At 75.4% G+C, this 16,540-nt stretch carries 1 protein-coding gene; it reads right to left on the bottom strand.

The window, feature by feature from the left end; translation table 11 throughout:
* Positions 1-7 precede the first annotated feature (7 nt).
* Positions 8-16,456, bottom strand: coding sequence for a type I polyketide synthase (locus AB0D48_RS23805; protein ID WP_362400331.1), 16,449 nt, complete (start codon positions 16,454-16,456; stop codon positions 8-10).
* Positions 16,457-16,540 lie beyond the last annotated feature (84 nt).

The following is a 16,540-nucleotide window of genomic DNA, read 5'->3' as shown; positions in this document are numbered from 1 at the left end:
GTCGGGGTCAGCTGAGTTCGCCGCCGGCCAGGGCGGCTCGTACGAGGTCGTCCACGTCCATCTGCTCGATGGCCGCGCCCTGGTCGGCCGAGGAGGCGTTCGGCTCGGCCGGACCGCCCTCCGCCTCCGCCAGGCCGAGCAGCGCGTCGAGGAGGCCGGATGCGCGCAGGCGCGCCGCCGGGATCGACAGCAGGGCCCGCCGGATGCCGTCCTCGTCCAGGGCCGCTCCGGCCGCCGCGGCGGCCGGCTCGGGCTCCAGTTCCTCCAGCAGGAACCCGGCCAGGGCCGCCGAGTTGGGGTAGTCGAACATCAGCGTGGCGGGCAGCCGCAGCCCGGTCGCCTTCTGGAGCCGGTTGCGCAGTTCGATCGCCCCCAGGGAGTCCAGTCCGAGCTCGGTGAAGCCCCGGTCGGCCGCGACTCCCGAGGGGTCGCCGTGGCCGAGTACGGCGGCCGCGTGGCCCCGTACCAGTTCCTCCAGGTAGCGGACCTGCTCCGGCCCGGCGGCCAGCCCGGCCAGCTTGCCCCGCACCAGGGAGCCACCGGTGTCCGCGGAGCCCGCGGAGGGGACCGCGGCGGGCTGGGGCCCCTTGCGGGCGGGCGGACCGGCCAGTGCCCGCAGCAGGGCCGGGATCTCGTCGGCCCGCCGGCGCAGCGCGGCACGGTCGAGCCGGACCGGTGCGAGCAGGGCCTCGTCCAGGGTCAGCGCGGCGTCGAACAGGGCGAGTCCGTCGCCGAAGGACAGCTCCAGCACTCCGGAGCGGCCCATCCGCAGCAGGTCGGCGTCGGTGAGTTCCGGACCCTCGCCGACGGTGCCCTCCCACAGGCCCCAGGCGAGCGAGGTGGCGGCGAGGCCGGCGGCGCGGCGGTCGGCGGCGAGCGCGTCGAGGAAGACGTTCGCCGCCGCATAGGTGGCCTGTCCCGCGGACAGGATCTGGCCGCCGGCCGAGGAGTACAGGACGAAGGCGGCCAGGCCCAGGTCCTTGGTCAGCTCGTGGAGGTGCCAGGCGGCGTCCACCTTGGGCCGCAGCACCTTGCTCACCTGCTCCTTGGTGACCGCGCCGACCAGGGCGTTGTCCATCACCCCGGCCGCGTGCACGACGCCGGTCAGCGGGTGCCCGGCGGGGATCTCGTCGAGCAGCGCCGCCAGCGCGTACCGGTCGGCCGCGTCGACCGCGACGATCCGTACGGTGGCTCCCGCCTCCGTGAGTTCCTGCTGGAGTTCGGCGGCTCCCGGGGCGTCCGTACCGCGCCGGCTGGTCAGGACGAGGTGGCGTACGCCGCCCTCGGCGACGAGGTGCCTGGCGAGCAGCCCGCCCAGCAGTCCGGTGCCTCCGGTGATCAGCACGGTGCCGTCCGGGTCCCACGCCATGGGCTCGGGACCACCGGTGGTGGCGACGTAGCGCGGTACGAGGACCTCGCCGCGGCGGACGGCGATCTCGGTCTCGGCCGAGGCGACCGCGGCGGGCAGGGCCCGTACCGACTCCGGCGTCCCGTCGAGGTCCACGACGGTGAAGCGGCCCGGGTTCTCGGCCTGTGCCGCGCGCAGCACGCCCCACAGCGGGGCCTGCACGCAGTCGACGCCGTCGCCGTCCCCGGCCACCACCGCGTTCCGGGTGGCCAGCACCAGGCGGGAGCCGGCGAACCGTTCGTCGGCCAGCCACTGCCCGAGCCCGTCGAGGAGCCGGCCCACGGACGTACGGACCTGCTCGGGGACTCCGCCGGTCGTGCCGAAGACGTCGGAGACGTCCGGTGCGGTCAGCACGACCGTGCCCGGTACCCGCCGCTCCGCGGCGAGGTCGGCGAGGTCGGCGAGCGAGGACACCGACCGGAATCCGGGAAGACCGGAACCGACCACCACCCAGTCGTCCACGGACGCCGGGGCGGGGGCCTGGGCGCCGGACGGCTGGTGGGGCCGCCAGTCGACGCGGAACAACTGCGCGCCGCGGCTGTCGCCGTCGCCCGCCAGCTGCTCGGCGGACACCTCGCGCACCACCAGGGACTCCACCGTGGCCACGGGTTCGCCGGTCGGTGCGGTGATCCGCAGGGCGACGGCGTCGGGGCCCGGCTTGGTCAGCCGCACGCGCAGGGCGGCGGCTCCGGTGGCGTGCAGGGTGACGCCGTTCCAGACAAAGGGCAGGGCGGCCCGGACCGGACCCTCGTGATCCGCGTCGAAGATCCGCTCCGCGTGCAGGGCGGCGTCGAGCAGGGCGGGGTGCAGAGCGAACGCCGCGGCGTCGGTGCGGGCGTGGTCGGGCAGCGTGATCTCGGCGAAGAGCTCGTCGCCGCGCCGCCAGGCCGCCGTGAGGCCCTGGAAGACCGGGCCGTACCCGTATCCGAGCCCGGCGAGGTCCTCGTACATCCCGCGCACGTCCACCGGCAGGGAGCCGGCCGGGGGCCACGTCTCCAGGTCGGCGGCGGGGGCCGCCGGCTCCGGGGCGAGGACGCCACGGGCGTTGCGGGTCCACGCGGCGTCCGCGGCCAGGTTCTCGGCGCGCGAGTACACGGTGACGTCCCGCCGCCCGGACGCGTCGGCCTCGCCCACGGCGACCTGCACGGCCACTCCGGTGTTGCCCGGCAGCAGCAGCGGGGCCTCCTGGGTCAGCTCCTCCAGCTGGGCGCAGCCCGCCTCGTGTCCGGCGCGCAGGGCCATCTCCACGTACGCGGTACCGGGCAGCAGGACACTGCCGTGTACGGCGTGATCGGCGAGCCAGGGGTGCGTGGGGACGGAGATCCGGCCGGTGAGGACCGGGGCGCCGGTCTCGGGAGAGACGACGACCGCGCTGAGCAGGGGGTGCCCGGCGGGGAGTTGCCCCAGCCCGGCGGCGTCACCGACGGCGGCGGGGGCGTCGAGCCAGTAGCGGGTGCGCTGGAAGGCGTAGGTGGGGAGGTCGACCCGGCGGGTTCCGGTGCCGGCGTGGAACGCAGCCCAGTCGACGGAGACTCCGTGGACGTGGAGCTGCGCCACGGCGGCGACCAGGGCCTCCGGCTCGGGGCGGTTCTTGCGCACGGCGGCGACGAGGACGGCGTCGTCGTCCAGGCTCTGCGCGGCGAGACCGGTGAGGATGCCGTCCGGTCCGATCTCCAGGAACCGGGTGGCGCCCTGCTGCTCCAGCGTGCGGACCGCGTCGGCGAAGCGGACGGCCTCGCGGACCTGCCCGACCCAGTACTCGGGCGACTGCCACGCGTCGGTCAGCTCACCCGACACCGTGGAGACCACGGGGACACACGGTGCCGCAAAGGTCAACTGGCCTACAAGGGAACGGAATTCGTCCAGCATCGGATCCATCAGCGCCGAGTGGAACGCGTGCGACACCGACAGCCGACTCGTCTTGCGGCCGGCCGCCGTGAAGTGCTCGCCGACGGCCAGCACCCCAGCCTCCGCACCCGACACCACCACGGACCGCGGACCGTTGACCGCCGCGATACCCACCCCATCGGTGAGCAGCGGGACGACTTCCTCCTCGGTGGCCTGAACGGCCAGCATCGCGCCACCGGCCGGAAGCGCCTGCATCAGACGCCCCCGCGCCACCACCAGCCGGGCCGCATCCGCGAGCGACAGCACCCCGACGGCGTGAGCGGCGGCCAGCTCGCCGATCGAGTGCCCGGCCACGAGGTCGGGCTTCACACCCCAGGCCTCCACCAGCCGGAACAGCGCCACTTCCAGCGCGAACAGAGCGGGCTGGGTGATCGCGGTGGCGTTCAGCGCCTCCTCGTCCTCACCCCACACCACCTCACGGAGCGACCGCCCCAACAGCGGATCGACCTCCGCGCACACGGCGTCGAACGCCCCGGCGAACACCGGGAAGGACGCGTACAACTCCCGCCCCATCCCCAGCCGCTGCGCCCCCTGCCCCGTGAACAGGAACGCCGTCCGCCCGGCCGCCCTCGCGGATCCGCGTACGCCGTCCCCGTCGAGGAAGGCTACGAGCCCGCTCAGCGCGCTCCGGGCGTCCGCGGCCAGGACCACTGCGCGGTGTTCCAGCGCCGCCCGGCCGGTGGCCAGGGTGTGGGCGACGTCACCGATGTGCAGGTCCGGATCGGCGAGCAGCCGGGCGTGCAGGGCCTGTGCCTGACGGCCCGGGCCGTCCTCGTCGGAGCCGGACAGCAGCAGCGGCCACACGGCGGGGGCACCGTCGAGCGCCGGGCGGGCGGGCGCCGTGGCCGGCTCCGGCGCCTCCTCGACGATCAGGTGGGCGTTGGTGCCGCTCAGTCCGAACGAGGAGACGGTGGCGCGGCGCGGCCGGTCCGCCCGCCGGGGCCACGGGCGGGCTTCGGTGAGCAGCCGTACGTTCCCGGCCTCCCAGTCGACCTCGGGCGAGGGCTCGTCCACGTGGAGCGTCTTGGGCATCAGGCCGTTGCGGAGGGCCATGACGGACTTGATGACACCGCTGACGCCGGCCGCGGCCTGGGCGTGTCCGATGTTGGACTTGATGGATCCCAGCCACACCGGATCGTCGGCGGGCCGCCCCCGGCCGTACGTCGCGAGGAGCGCCTGCGCCTCGATCGGGTCGCCCAGCCGGGTGCCGGTGCCGTGGCCTTCGACGAGGTCCACGTCGCCGGTGGTGAGGCCGCAGGTGGCGAGCGCGCGCTGGATGACCCGCTGCTGCGAGGGACCGTTGGGGGCGGTCAGGCCGTTGCTGGCGCCGTCCTGGTTGATCGCCGAGCCCCGGATCACGGCGAGGACCTCGTGGCCCAGGCGCTGTGCGTCGGAGAGCCGCTCGACGAGCAGCAGGCCGACTCCCTCCGCCCAGCCCGTGCCGTCCGCCCCGCCCGCGAAGGCCTTGCACCGCCCGTCGGCGGACAGCCCGCGCTGCTGGGCGAACTCGACGTAGATCTCGGGCGTCGACATCACCGTGACGCCGCCGGCGAGGGCCATCCCGACCTCGCCGCGGCGCAGTGCCTGGCAGGCCATGTGGAGGGCGACGAGCGAGGACGAGCATGCCGTGTCCACGCTGACCGCCGGGCCTTCGAGGCCCAGGGTGTAGGCGACGCGGCCGGTGAGGATGGAGGCCGCGGTGCCGTTGCCGAGGTAGCCGGCGACGTCGTCGGGGATGTGCTGGAGGCGCGAGCCGTAGTCGTGGTACATGACGCCGGCGTAGACACCGGTCTGGCTGCCGCGCATGGTCGTGGGGTCGATGCCGGCGCGTTCGAAGGCCTCCCAGGCCGCCTGGAGCAGGAGCCGCTGCTGAGGGTCCATGGCGATGGCCTCGCGGGGGCTGATCCCGAAGAAGGCCGGGTCGAACTCGGCGGCGTCGTAGAGGAATCCGCCTTCCCGGGCGTACGTCTTGCCGTGCAGGCCGGGTTCCGGGTCGTAGATGCCGTCGGTGTCCCAGCCGCGGTCGGCGGGGAAGCCGGCGATGGCGTCGCGGCCTTCGGCGACGAGGTCCCAGAGGTCCTCGGCGGAGCGTACGCCGCCGGGGAAGCGGCAGCTGATGCCGACGATCGCGATGGGTTCGTCGTCCGAGAGCCCCACCGGGGCGGTGTCCGCGGGTGCGGCTTCCGATTCCGTGCCCCCGAGTTCGGTGTCGAGGTACTCGGCGACCGCCCGGGTGGTCGGGTAGTCGAAGACGAGGGTGACGGGCAGGCGCAGTCCGGTGGCCGCGTTCAGCGCGTTGCGCAGTTCGACGGCCGCCAGGGAGTCGAAGCCCAGTTCCTTGAAGGCGCGGTCCGCTCCGACGGTGTCCGCGGACTCGTGGCCGAGGACGGCCGCGACCTGCGTGGCGACCAGGTCGAGGAGGGCCCGGCGGCGTTCGGCGGCGCCGAGTGCGGCCAGCCCGCGGGCGAGGCCGTCGCCGACGGGCGCGGTGTTCGCCGCGCTGCGGCGGGTCGTGGGCCGGCCGGCGGCCGCGGCGGTACGCAGCAGCGGCGGGACGTCGGAGCCGCGGGCGTGCAGGGCGGCCGGATCGACGATGAGCGGGGCGAGCAGGGCGTGCCGGGTGCGCAGGGCCTCGTCGAAGAGTGCGAGACCGCGGGCGGCGGGCAGGGCGGGGAGGCCGAGCCGGTTCATCTTCTCGACGTCGGCGTCGGTGAGTTCGCCGCCGAGCCCGGTGTTGACCGCCCACAGGCCGTACGCGAGCGAGGTCGCCGGGAGGCCGGCCGCCCGCCGGTGGGCTGCCAGGGCGTCCAGGAAGACGTTGGCGGCGGCGTAGTTGCCCTGTCCGGCGGGGAGGACGAGCCCGCCGGCCGAGGAGAACATCACGAACGCCGTCAGGCCGAGGTCCGCGGTGAGCTCGTGCAGGTGCCAGGCGGCGTCCGCCTTGGGGAGCAGCACGGTGTCCAGGGATTCCGGGGTGAGGGTGCCGATCAGGCCGGGGTCCACCACTCCTGCCGCGTGGACGACGCCGGTGAGCGGATGGTCGTGCGGGACGTCGGCGAGGGCACCGGCCAGTGCGGCGCGGTCGGCCGCGTCGCAGGCGGCGATCCGGACGTCCAGGGCGCCTGCCTCGATGAGGCGGTCGCGCAGGCCGGCGGCGCCGGGGGCGTCCGGGCCGCGGCGGCTGGTGAGCAGCAGGTGGCGTACGCCGTGCCGGCTGACGAGGTGGTGGGCGACGCGTGCGCCCAGGCCACCGGTGCCGCCGGTGACGAGGACGGTGCCGTCGCCGTTCCAGGGGGCATCCGCCTCGGGTACGGGGGTCGGTACCAGTCGGGGGGTGAGGAACCGGCCGTCGCGCAGGGCGAGTTCGGGCTCGCCGTGGGCCAGGGCGGCTGCCGCGATGCCCGGGAACTCCGCCGGGTCGGTGTCCGGGTCGGTGTCGAGCAGGACGATCCTGCCCGGATTCTCGGCCTGGGCGGCCCGGACGATGCCCCACACGGGGGCCTGGGTCAGGTCGGGGGCGCCGTCCCCGGGGGTGGCGACCGCGCCGCGGGTGACGACGAGCAGGGTGGTGAACTCGAACCGCTCGTCCGTCAGCCAGGACTGCAACAGGCCGAGCACGTACGAGGTGACCGTGCGCGTGGCTTCGAGCACGGGCCGGCGGACCGGGGTGGGGCAGCAGGCCAGTACGACGGCCGACGGGTCGCCGAGGATGGCCAGCCCGTACTCGTCGAGCACCACGGTGGAGGAGGAGCGGGCGGGTTCGGCCGGCTCGGGGAGCGGGGTCCACTCGATGTGCTGCAGCGCGTCGGAGAGGGTGCCGTCCACCGGCTCCAGCTGGTCGGCGGAGACGGGCCGACAGATCAGCGAGGCCACGGTCATCACGGGGCTGCCGGTCTCGTCGGCGACGACCATCGCCGACTCCTCCGCGCCGCGGATGCGGCGTACGTACACGCGCAGGGCCGCGGCTCCGGTGGCGTGCAGGGCGACCCCGCTCCAGGCGAAGGGCAGCAGTGCTTCGGTGCCGCCCTCGCCCTGGTCGACGAGGACGTCCACGTGCATGGCGGTGTCCAGGAGCGCCGGGTGCAGGCCGTAGTCGCCCGCCTCGCCGCGTACGGCGTCGGGCAGGGCGACCTCGGCGAACAGTTCGTCGCCGCGCCGCCAGGCCGCCTTCAGGCCCTGGAAGGCGGGCCCGTAGCCGTATCCGCGCTCGCGCAAGCTCTCGTACGCGCCGGTCACGTCGACGGCGGTGGCGCCGCGCGGCGGCCACTGGGTGAGGTCCGCCTCCACCCTCGGGGGTTCGCCGGTGGCGAGGAAGCCGGTGGCGTGGCGGGTCCAGGCGCCCTCGGGGGCACCGTCCAGACGGGAGTGGATGTGCACGGCACGGCGGCCGGTCTCGTCGGGGGCGCCGGCGGCGACGCGCAGGGCGGCGCCACCGGTCGCGGGCAGGACGAGCGGGGCCTCCAGGGTCAGTTCCTCCAGGAGGTCGCAGCCGACCTGGTCGCCGAGGCGTACGGCGAGCTCGACGAAGCCGGTGCCGGGGAGCAGGACGGCGCCGTGCACGCCGTGGTCGGCGACCCAGGGCTGTCCGGCCGCGGAGAGCCGGCCGGTCAGGACGACGGAGCCGGACTCGGGCGACAGGACGGCCGCACTGAGGACGGGGTGGTCGACGGCGTCGAGGCCGGCCGAGCCGACGTCTCCGGTCCCGGCCGGTACGTCGAGCCAGTAGCGCTTGCGCTGGAAGGCGTAGGTCGGCAGGTCGACGAGGGTGCCGGGGCGGCGGGCCGGGCCGCCGAGCACGGCGGTCCAGTCGACGGCGCTGCCGCGCGCCCAGGCCGAGCCGAGGCCGGTGAGCGCGTCGCGGGCTTCGTCGCGGTCGCGGCGCAGCAGGGGGATGAAGGCGGTGTCCTCGCGGGTGGCCGAGCCCGCGCCGAGTGCGGTGAGGACCGCGTCGGGGCCGATCTCGACGAAGGTACGGACACCCAGTTCCTCGGCGTGGCGGACCGCGTCGGCGAAGCGGACGGGCTCGCGGACCTGGCCGGCCCAGTAGGCCGGGGACTGCCAGTGCGTGGACGTCTCGCCGGTGACGGTGGAGACGACCGGGATGCGCGGTTCGTGGAAGGCCAACTCGCCGGCGACGGCCCGGAATTCCTTCAGCATCGGGTCCATCAGGGCCGAGTGGAAGGCGTGCGAGACCGACAGGCGGCTCGTCTTGCGGCCTGCGGCGGCGAAGTGCTCGCCCACGGCCAGCGCGGCGGCCTCGGTGCCCGAGACCACGACGGACTGCGGTCCGTTGACCGCCGCGATGCCGACTCCGTCGGTGAGCAGCTCCAGGACCTCGGCCTCGGTGGCCTGGACGGCGACCATCGCACCGCCGATGGGCAGTGCCTGCATCAACCTGCCGCGTGCGACGACGAGTCGGGCCGCGTCGGCGAGGGACAGCACTCCCGCGACGTGAGCGGCGGCGAGCTCACCGATCGAGTGGCCGGCGACCACGTCGGGGGTGAGGCCCCAGGCCTCGACCAGCCGGAACAGCGCCACTTCGAGGGCGAACAGGGCGGGCTGGGCGACGGCGGTCGCGTTCAGCGCCTCCGCGTCCTCGCCCCACACCACCTCGCGCAACGACCGCCCCAGGTGCGGGTCGACCTGCGCGCACACGGCGTCGAAGGCCTCGGCGAACACCGGGAAGGAGGCGTACAGCTCCCGGCCCATGCCGAGCCGCTGGGCGCCCTGTCCCGTGAACAGGAAGGCCGTCTTGCCGTCCTGGGCGACGGCCGCGCCCGCGAGCAGCTCCAGCGAGCGGGAGAGCTCGGCGCGGCCGGCGCCGAGGGCGACGGCACGGTGCTCCAGCGCCACACGGCCGGTGGCCAGTACGTGGGCGGCGGGGGCCAGTTCCTCGTCGGTGAGGTCCGCCAGGCGCTCGCGCAGGCGGCCGGCCTGGGCCCGCAGGGCCTCGGTGGTGGCGCCGGAGACCACCCAGGGCAGGGCGGGGAGTGCGGCGCCCTGCTCGCCGGCGGCGACGACCGGCTCTTCCTCCGGCGCCTGCTCGATGATCACGTGGGCGTTGGTGCCGCTGATCCCGAAGGAGGACACGCCGGCCCTGCGCACCCCGTCGGGCGCCACCCACTCACGGGCCTCGGTGAGCAGTTCCACCTCTCCGGCCGACCAGTCCACCTGGTCGGACGCGGTGTCGGCGTACAGGGTCCGCGGCAGCAGACCGTGGTCCATCGCCTTGACCATCTTGATGATGCCCGCCACACCGGCCGCGGCCTGCGTGTGCCCCATGTTCGACTTGATGGAGCCCAGCCACAGCGGCCGCCCTTCGGGGCGTTCCCGGCCGTACGTCTCCAGCAGCGCCTGCGCCTCGATCGGGTCGCCCAGCCGGGTGCCCGTGCCGTGCGCCTCGACCACGTCGACCTCGGCCGCCGTCAGTCCGGCGTCCGCCAGGGCCTGGCGGATCACCCGCTGCTGCGCCGGACCGTTCGGGGCGGTCAGGCCGTTCGACGCGCCGTCCTGGTTCAGTGCCGAACCGCGTACGACGGCCAGCACCCGGTGTCCGTTGCGCCGGGCGTCCGAGAGCCGCTCCAGCAGCAGGACGCCCGCACCCTCGCCCCAGCCCGTCCCGTCCGCGCCCTCGCCGAAGGACTTGCAGCGGCCGTCGGCGGCGAGTCCGCGCTGGCGGCTCATGTCGAGGAAGGTGTCGGGGGTCGACATGATCGTGACACCGCCGGCGAGGGCCAGCGAGCACTCCCCCGCGCGCAGCGACCGCGCGGCCATGTGCAGGGCGACCAGCGAGGAGGAGCAGGCCGTGTCCACGCTGACCGCCGGGCCTTCGAGGCCCAGGGCGTAGGAGACGCGCCCGGAGACGACGCTCGCCAGGCTGCCGTTGCCGTGGTACGCGGCCACGTCCTCGGGGAGCGGGCCGAGCCGCAGCCCCCAGTCGTGGTACATCACGCCGGCGAACACGCCGGTGCTGCTGCCCTTGACGGACCGGGGGTCGATCCCGGCGCGTTCGAAGGTCTCCCAGGCGACCTCCAGCAGCAGCCTCTGCTGCGGGTCCATGGCCTGCGCCTCGCGCGGGCTGATCCCGAAGAACGCCGGGTCGAACTGGGCGGCGTCGTAGAGGAATCCGCCCTCGGTGGAGTACGTCTTGCCGGGCTTGCCGAGCTCCGGGTCGTAGAGGTCGTCCGCCCAGCCCCGGTCGGTGGGGAAGGGACCGATGGCGTCCGCGCCGTCCGCGACCAGCTGCCACAGCTCCTCGGGCGAGGTCACTCCGCCCGGGTAGCGGCAGGCCATGCCGACGATGACGATCGGGTCGGCATCGTTGGCGGCCCCCCCGGCCGGCGCCGCCGGGCGGTCCGCGGCCGGGGCGGCCGCGCCGACGAGCTTGGTGACCAGGTGTTCGGCCAGGGCGGTCGCGGTGGGGTAGTCGAAGGTCAGGGTGGCGCTCAGCCGCAGGCCGGTCGCCGCGCCGAGCCGGTTGCGCAGTTCCACGGCGGCCAGCGAATCGAAGCCGGTCTCGGTGAACGCCCGGGTCGCGGTGACCTCTTCGGCGCTCTGGTAGCCGAGCACGGCCGCGGCCTCGGTGCGGACCAGCCGCAGCACCGTGGCGAGGCGGTCGGCCGCGCCGAGCTCCGCGAGCCTGGCGCCGAGCGGCGCCCGGGCGTCCGGTGCGGCGGCTGTCGGCGCCCCGGCGGCCGGGGGGCGTACGGCGGTCCGTACGAGGGCCCGCAGCAAGGTGGGCGTGCCGTCGGAACGCGCCCGTACCGCACGGTGGTTGACGCGTACGGGGACCACCGCGGGCTCGTGACCGGCCAGGGCCCTGTCCAGCTGGGCCAGGTTCTCCTCGAAGGTGAGCGAGTCGAGGCCCAGGCGCTCGATGCGGGTGAGGGCGGCCTGGTCGAGGGTCGCGCCCATGCCTCCTCCGCCGGCCCACAGGCCCCAGGCGAGGGAGGTGACGACCTGGCCGGCCGCGGCGCGGCGGGCGGCCAGCGCGTCGAGGAAGAGGTTGGCGGCAGCGTAGTTGCCCTGGCCCGCGCCGTCGAGGACCGTGGAGGCGGAGGAGAAGAGGACGAAGGCGGTGAGACCGAGGTCCGCGGTCAGTTCGTGGAGGTTCCAGGCGGCGTCCACCTTGGGGCGCATCACGGTGTCGAGCCGCTGCGCGGTGAGGGAACCGGTCAGGCCGTCGTCGATGACGCCGGCCGCGTGCACCACGGCGCGCAGCGGATGCGCCGCCGGGATCGCTGCGAGCAGTGCGGCCAGGGCGTCCCGGTCGGCGACGTCGGTGGCGGTGACGGTGGCCTCGGCGCCCAGGGCGGCGAGGTCGGCGACGAGTTCGCGCGCTCCGGGCGCGTCCGGGCCGCGGCGGCTGGTCAGCAGGAGGTGGCGTACGCCGTGCCGGCGGACCAGGTGGCGGGCGAGTTCGGCTCCGACGCCGCCGGTGCCGCCGGTGATCAGTACCGTGCCGTCGGCGTCCCACGGGGCCGGGCGCTCCTCGGCGGGAGCGGGTACGGCGGCCAGCCTCGGTACGTAGGCCTCGGTTCCGCGCAGGGCCAGTTCGGGTTCGGTGACGGCGGCGAGCGCGCGGCCGAGCGAGGAGGGTCCGGCCTCGTCGGTGTCGACGAGGGTGAAGCGGCCGGGGTTCTCGGCCTCGGCCGACCGTACGAGACCCCAGACGGGTGCCTGGGCGAGGTCGACGTCGGTACCGGGTACGGCCGCGCCGTCGCGGGTGACGACGACCAGGCGGGACTCCGCGTAGCGGTCGTTCTCCAGCCAGGTCCGCAGGGCGGCCAGCGCGTCGGCGGACACGGTGCGGACCGCGGCGGGCAGGTCGCCCGCCGGGGTGGGGAGGGTCCGGTAGACGACGACGGGCGGCACCGGGCCGTCCGCCAGGTCGGCGAGATCGGCGAACTCGGCGGACTCCACGGCCGCCGAGGGCAGTTCTACGGGGTTCCACCGGACGCGCAGCAGCGGGTCGGGCCGGTCCCCGGCGAGCTGCGCCCCGGTGACGGCGCGCAGCAGCAGCGAGTCGATGCGGGCGACGGGGGAGCCGTCGGCGGCGGCGACGGTCACCGCCAGCTCCTCGCTGCCGCGCGCGGTGATCCGTACGCGCACGGCGGAGGCCCCGGAGGCGTGCAGCGTGACCCCGTTCCACGAGAAGGGGATCCAGGTGCCCTCGGGCCGGTTGCCGCGGGCCGCCAGGGCGTGGTCGGCGGGGTGCAGCGCGGCGTCCAGCAGGGCGGGGTGCAGGCCGTAGGCGGCGGCGTCCGCGCGGGCCGGCTGCGGGGGCTCGACCTCGGCGAAGACCTCGCCGTCGCGGAGCCAGGCGGCCCGGACACCGTGGAAGGCGGGTCCGTAACCATAGCCCTCGCCGGCCATGTCGCCGTAAAGGGTGCTGACGTCCAGCGGGACGGCGCCGGCCGGGGGCCACGGGCCGGAGAGGGCGGCGGCGTCCGCTTCCGGGGCGGCGGGCGCCAGGACGCCGGTGGCGTGGCGGACCCATCCGTCCTCGCCCTCGTCGGGGCCGTCGGGGCGGGAGTAGCACTCGACGGCGCGCCGGCCGGCCTCGTCGGGGGCGGCGACGACCACCTGGAGCGCCACTCCGCCCGACTCGGGCAGGACCAGAGGGGACTGGAGCGTCAGCTCCTCGACCAGCGCGCAGCCGGTCTCCGCCGCCGCACGCAGGGCGAGTTCCACGAACGCGGTGCCGGGCAGCAGGGTGACCCCGGCGATGGTGTGGTCGGCGATCCACGGGTGGGTACGCAGCGACAGGCGGCCGGTCAGGACGGTGCCGCCGGCGCCCGCGAGGTCGACGACGGATCCCAGCAGCGGGTGCTGGGCGGCGAGCTGGCCCAGCACGGAGGGGTCGCCTCCGGCCCGCTCGGGGGCGAGCCAGTAGCGCCGGGTGCGGAAGGCGTAGGTGGGCAGGTCGACGCGGCGGGTGCCGCGTCCCGCGTACACGGCGTCCCAGTCGAGGAGGGCGCCGCGGGTGTGGGCGAGGGCGGCGGCGCCGAGCGCCTCGCGGACCTCGTCCTTGCCGGCGCGCAGCACGGGGGCGAAGACCGTGTCGGCCTCGCACTCCTCGGGCAGGCAGTTCTGGCCCAGCGCGCTGAGGACACCGTCGGGGCCGAGCTCCAGGAAGGTGCGTACGCCGCCCTGCCCGGCGAGCCAGTCGACGGCGTCGGCGAAGCGGACGGCCTCGCGGACGTGGCCGGTCCAGTAGTCGGGCGAACGGAGTTCCTCGGTGGTCGCGAGCCGTCCCGTGACCGTGGAGACGATCGGGATGCGCGGCGCGGCGTAGGTGAGGATGCCCGCGATCCGCCGGAACTCGGCCAGCACCGGTTCCATGAGCGGCGAATGGAAGGCGTGGCTGACCTGGAGCCGCTTGGTCTTGCGCCCCTGGTCGGCGAAACGGTCGGCGAGCGCCCGTACGGCGCTCTCCTCGCCCGAGAGGACCACGGAGTCGGGGCCGTTGACGGCGGCGACGGCGACGGCGGCCTGCTCGCGGAGGTACGGGAGGACCTCCTCCTCGGTGGCCTGTACGGCGACCATGGCGCCGCCGGGGGGCAGCTCCTGCATCAGGCGGCCGCGGGCGGCGACGAGGGTGGCCGCGTCCTCCAGGTTGAGGACGCCCGCGGCGTGGGCGGCCGCGATCTCGCCGATCGAGTGGCCCGCGAGGAAGTCGGGGCGGACGCCCCAGGACTCGATGAGCCGGAACAGGGCGGTCTCGACCGCGAACAGGGCGGTCTGGGCGTAGCGGGTCTCGTCGAGGAGCGCGGCGGCCTCGGAGCCGGGCTCGGCGAAGAGGACGTCCCACAGGGAGGTGTCGAGCTGGAGGTCGAGCCAGCCGATGGCGTCGGCGAGGGCGTCCGCGAACACGGGGTGGGTGTCGTACAGCTGCCGGCCCATGGCCAGGCGCTGGCTGCCCTGGCCGGTGAAGAGGAACGCGAGGCGTCCGGCGGGGACGGTCCCGGTCCGGGTTCCGGGGGTGCTCTTCCCGTCGGCGAGGGCGCGCAGCCCGGCCAGGAGCTCCTCCCGGTCGGCGGCGAGGACGGTGGCGCGGTGTTCGAGGGCGGCCCGGCCGGTGCCGAGCGAGTGGCCGACGTCCTCGGGGGTGAGTGCGGGCCGTTCGGCCAGGAACTCCGCGAGCCGTCCGGCCTGGGCCCGCAGGCCTTCGTCGGAGCGCGCCCCGACGGGCACGAGGGCGGGCGGCTCGACGGGCACGAGGGACGGCTCGGCGTCCGCGCCGGGCAGAGCCGCGGAGCCCGCCCCGGCAAGGACGTCATCCTCCGCTCCGGGCGACGCGGCGCACCCGTCGGGGGATACGGACGCACCCCCGACGCGGGACGTGGCTGCCTCCCCACCGGTCTCGCCACCGGTCTCGCCACCGGTCTCGCCACCGGTCTCGCCACCGGGCTCACCGCCGGGTTCGCGCGGCGGCTCCTCCACGATGATGTGCGCGTTCGTGCCGCTGATGCCGAAGGCGGAGACGCCCGCCCGGCGCGGCCGGTCCTCGTCCGCCGGCCACGGCACGGGCTCGGTGAGCAGCCGTACCGTCCCGGCCGACCAGTCGACGTTCCCGCTGGGGGCGTCGACGTGCAGGGTCCGCGGGAGCACGCCGTGCCGCATCGCCATGATCATCTTCATCAGCCCGGCGACGCCGGCCGCGGCCTGGGTGTGCCCCAGGTTGGACTTCACCGAGCCGAGCCACAGCGGCCGGTCCCCGGGCCGGTCCTTGCCGTAGGTGGCGATCAGGGCGCGGGCCTCGATCGGGTCGCCCAGCGTGGTGCCGGTGCCGTGCGCCTCGACCGCGTCGACCTCGTCCCCGGACAGCCCGGCGTCGGCGAGGGCCTGCAGGATGACGCGCTGCTGCGCGGTGCCGCTGGGGGCGGTGAGGCCGTTGCTGGCGCCGTCCTGGTTGACGGCGGATCCGCGGATGACGGCGAGCACCTGGTGCCCGTTGCGGCGGGCGTCGGAGAGGCGTTCGACGACGAGCAGGCCGACGCCCTCGGCGAAGGAGGTGCCGTCGGCGCCCGCGGCGAAGGCCTTGATCTGCCCGTCGGGGGCGAGCCCGCGCTGCCTGCTGAACTCGGTGAACAGGCCGGGCGTGCTCAGTACGGTGACACCGCCGGCCAGGGCCATGGAGCACTCGCCGCGGCGCAGCGACTGCACGGCCAGGTGCAGCGAGACCAGCGATCCGGAGCAGGCCGTGTCGACGGTGAGCGCCGGACCCTCCAGGCCCAGCGCGTAGGCGACGCGCCCCGAGGTGACGCTGAGGGCGCCGCCGGTCACGAGGTAGCCGGTCAGGCTCTCGGGGGCGTCCTGCACCCGCGGCCCGTACTCGGAGGGGCCCGCACCGATGAAGACGCCGGTGCGGGTGCCGCGCAGCGAGGTCGGGTCGATGCCGGTGCGCTCCAGCGCCTCCCAGGCCGTCTCCAGCAGCAGCCGCTGCTGCGGGTCCATGGCCAGCGCCTCGCGCGGGCTGATGCCGAAGAACTCGGCATCGAACTCGGCTGCGTCGTGAAGGAATCCGCCGGTGCGGGTGTAGCAGGTGCCGGGGGTGGCCGGGTCGTCGTCGAACAGCGCGTCGAGGTCCCAGCCGCGGTTGTCGGGGAACGGCCCGACCGCGGTGCCGCCCCGGGAGACCAGGTCCCACAGTTCCTCGGCGGAGCGGACGCCGCCGGGGAACCGGCCGCCGATGCCGACGACGGCGATGGGATCGCCGTCGAAGACCTCGGGGGCGGCCGCCGCGGGGGCGGGGTGCGCGGCCACCGGCTCGGCGGATCCGCCCAGGAGTTCCGTTCGGACGTACGCGGCGAGCAGTTCGGGGCTGGGGTGGTCGAACGCGGCGGTCACCGGCAGGCCCAGCCCGGTCGCGGCGTTGATCCGGGCGTGCAGGTCGACCAGGGCGATCGAGTCCAGGCCCAGTTCCTTGAAGGAGGTTCCGGTCGCGACCACCGGCTCGGTGTCGGGCCGGGCCTTGCGGAGGATGTCGGCGGCCTGCGCGCAGACCAGGTCGAGGAGAAGCCTGGACTGCTCGCTCCCGGGAAGTCCGGTCAGCCGGGCGGCCAGTGGGGACCCCGGGCGGACCTCCGCGCCGGACAAGTCATCAGCGACAGGATCGAAGCCCGCGGACATCTGCACGCTCCCAGCTCGGTATCGATTGCCCCGGGTCAGTTCCGGCCACGGGGTGATCGCACGCTAGGTCGGCCCCGAAGGGGCGCGACA

Origin of the sequence: Streptomyces sp. NPDC048269 (genome assembly GCF_040652395.1) — a bacterium.
Taxonomy (GTDB): Bacteria; Actinomycetota; Actinomycetes; order Streptomycetales; family Streptomycetaceae; genus Streptomyces.
Note: the sequence above shows the minus strand (reverse complement) of the source record. Positions and strands in the feature narration are given on the sequence as shown.